Source organism: Flavobacterium sp. TC780 (genome assembly GCF_056783245.1).
On record NZ_JBXBAV010000022.1, the window covers coordinates 1 to 3,182 of the forward strand.

The following is a 3,182-nucleotide window of genomic DNA, read 5'->3' on the forward strand; positions in this document are numbered from 1 at the left end:
ATGCCACGTATTGCTAAGGTTAATACATGCTCCTGTTGTTAGGGAGGCAGCACCTCGATCTAAATCCGACAGGCGCTCAATTGTTCGGCAAGAATTCAGCCGGTAATTGTGTACAAACAATTTACAGACCATAGTTTTATTCTCTGTAAAACTCACAATGCAGTTCCAAAAGGAACTGCATTGTTTTTAATTATGGAGTATCTTTTTTATAACCATTCAGGTTTTTGATTTCCTTTTAAATAATAGTCAAACCATTGTTCAATTCGATGGGTCAAATCATTTTGATATTTTTTACTCAATAACACATGATTCTCTCCGGGATAAAGCAACATCGTATTTATCTTGCCAAGACGTCGAAGCGCTAAATGGAATTCAATACTCTGATAATAGTGCACCTGCGCATCCTGTTCGCCTGCCCATGATAACAGCGGTGTATTTACTTTGTCAGCATTATAAATCGGTGAATTTCTTAGGTACCCCTGATAATCCTCATACAAAGATTTTCCTATTCTTAGTTGCCCAAATTCATAGTGCCAAAAATTGGGCTTTTCAAAGCTCCACGTTACCCACAGATAACCGCTCACATAATCGGTGATGGCTGCACCCGCCACTGCTGCTGTGAACATATTGGTTTGGGTAATGATGTAATCTGTCTCATACCCACCGTAAGAATGACCTGTAAGACCTACTCGGGTACTATCAATTGCTTCACTGTCAATGATTTTTTTGGTAGCAGAAACCACACAATCTGTTGCAGAAGGTCCCGGATTTCCAATTTCATAAACAATATCAGGTAAAAAAACAAAATAGCCTTTTGAAGTAAAATTGGTAATATTAAACCCTGTAGGATTGTCCAGAGATGGGTTTACATAGTTGTACAACTCTTTGGATTTCTTTTCGTAAACATGTACAATCATCGGGTATTTTTCACCCGTATGATAGTTGGCAGGATAAAATAAAACCCCATTTAAAATGGTGCCTTTGGAATTGGTATAACTGATTAGTTTCGAATATCCCCAATGGAATTTGGAATGCTGTGGATTGCTTTGAAAGAGTATTTTTTCTTTTGAATTTGAGTTCTCTTTAAAGAGTAATCTCGGTGGTAAATCATAATTTTCTTCCCTGTAAAAATAACTGTCGTTTTTCGTAGCGCCTACGAATTGACTAGTGTTCATTTTCTTGTCTAGTAAAGGTTCCAGTCCATTTTTTTTGTCCCAATAGCAATAGCCTGTATGCTCCAGGGCTTCGGTCTTGATCAGTAGCCTCTCATTCCATTGAAATTGCCTTTTGTAAGTGCCGTCATAATTCATTTTTCTGGACTGATCCTTAGTTTGGGAAACAATTCTATAGGTTGTTTTATTTTCCCGCCCACGGGTAAGTCGAATCGCTTTTGAACCATCCAAAGCGATACTCCAGATGTCATACTGGTCATAAATAAAAAGTGTTTTATCTTCAGGTATCCATCCCGGATTTCCAAAAGGACTTACTTCTTCAGGCCGGTCAGACTCATCATCTGCAAAGTTTACTCCGATTTGGTAAGGTTTTTATGCAGACCACTCTCTATCTCATATATCCACCATTGTTTGTCTTTAAAATAGACAAGCTCGTTTTCATATATAGAGACAGCGGTCCATGTCTGACCTCCTAACTGATTTTGCAGCACTAATTTCCGCTTTCCAGTTTGTAGATCCAAAATATAAATATCCAAGAGAGGTTCACGGTTTGCCTGTGGTTCATAGTGCATTGGATTGTAGAGGAAAGCGTATTTTTGATTTCCGCTTAAGAACATTTTCGGAAATTCATTGTCCGTAATACAATTAAACTTATTCTCCATGGGCCACCATAGGGCTACTTTTGCTATTCTGTCCCAATTTTCAATCTGCACTTTGGCAGGATAAAGAAACTTATCCTGCGCATTCCAAATTTGTGTTTGGGCTGTGTCAATAGGAGGCATCATTTTTTGTAATCCAAAGAATATTCTTTTTCCATCTTCAGAAATACTAAGACTAGTAGAAGAGGAGGAAATAATTCCCCGATCTGTTGGAAAATCATCCAGCTCTGTTGGACTCAAAGTATATAACTTACGTTCCGCTATAGTGTAATATCTGATACAGGTACGGATTGTCTTTTCTTTATCGTACAAAGGTTTTTGCAAAAAGGCTACGGATTTCCATTATTTTGCCAGACCACATCAGAATATTCGTAATCCTTGTTTGTACTATCTATAGCAGTAAGGGTTTTATCACGTAAATTCAACAGGGAAATTGTTGTACTGTTTTGCGTTTTGGAGGTGTATATTAGGGCATCAGCTTTTGGATTATACCAATAACGATCAACATCATCTGTAATAATAGATTTGCCATTTGCAAGGTTTTTTAGTTCTAACTGTTTTTTTTCGGCATTTGTTTTTTTAAAGAGGATTACATTTTGAGAATCTGAACATAAATCGTATTTAAGGACTCCTTGAACAATCTCCTGCCCAGAGGTAATCAAGTCAACAATTTTCAATTTTTCCTTTGAACCCATCATTAAAAACCAATGCTCTGCAATAAATTCCCCTTTGCTTGCTCCGGGAAACTATAGGTCTTTGTTTCTTTGCTGTTTTTAACGAACAAAGTATCTGTGCCACTTTGGTAATGAACAGAGAAACTTATCCATTTTCCATTTTCGGAGAGTTTTTCTGTATTAAGATAACTCCATAAAGTATAATCATTTGCGGTGAGTTCTTTTTTAGTTTTTTTTTGGCTAAATGCGGTTGATGAAACCAAAAGTATGATCAATACCAGCAAGAATGTCCTTAATTGGTGTGACCTAGCAATGGAATTATTTATGTCGTATTTTTTCGGATAGGATCTCATTTTAATAACCTGGATTTTGTGGATTTAGATTGGGATTGAGTGTGAGTTCAGATTCCGGTAGCGGTAGAACGCTTTCCGTAGAATTCCAACCTGCTTTGACAGGAGATAATGAAGCATCCAAACGATTTGTTCTTTTTAAATCAAAAAAACGATGTCCCTGTTCCGTGAAAACTCCACTCTTCGCTCTTTTAGGATAGCTTCAAGGATTTCTTGTTTGCTCACAGCTGTAGTTCCTAAAAGTCCAGCCTAGCAGGTGCTGCCTCCCTAACAACAGGAGCATGTATTAACCTTAGCAATACGAAACCGAGTCCAAGTAGTAGTAAA

At 37.5% G+C, this 3,182-nt stretch carries 3 protein-coding genes; all 3 read right to left on the minus strand.

The annotated features are described in order from the left end of the window. Positions 1-206: 206 nt before the first annotated feature. The gene (locus tag AC1RYN_RS02270; RefSeq protein WP_481805675.1) at positions 207-1,403 is read right to left on the minus strand and encodes an alpha/beta hydrolase family protein; all 1,197 of its coding nucleotides are present in this window, start codon (positions 1,401-1,403) and stop codon (positions 207-209) included. A gap of 119 nt (positions 1,404-1,522) precedes the next feature. Further along, positions 1,523-2,143 (minus strand): hypothetical protein, encoded by a 621-nt coding sequence (locus AC1RYN_RS02275; RefSeq protein ID WP_481805676.1) that lies wholly within the window; start codon positions 2,141-2,143, stop codon positions 1,523-1,525. A 17-nt stretch (positions 2,144-2,160) separates the two neighbouring features. Continuing rightward, complete coding sequence (locus AC1RYN_RS02280) at positions 2,161-2,529, minus strand: hypothetical protein (protein ID WP_481805677.1); 369 nt, start codon at positions 2,527-2,529, stop codon at positions 2,161-2,163. Positions 2,530-3,182: the final 653 nt, after the last annotated feature.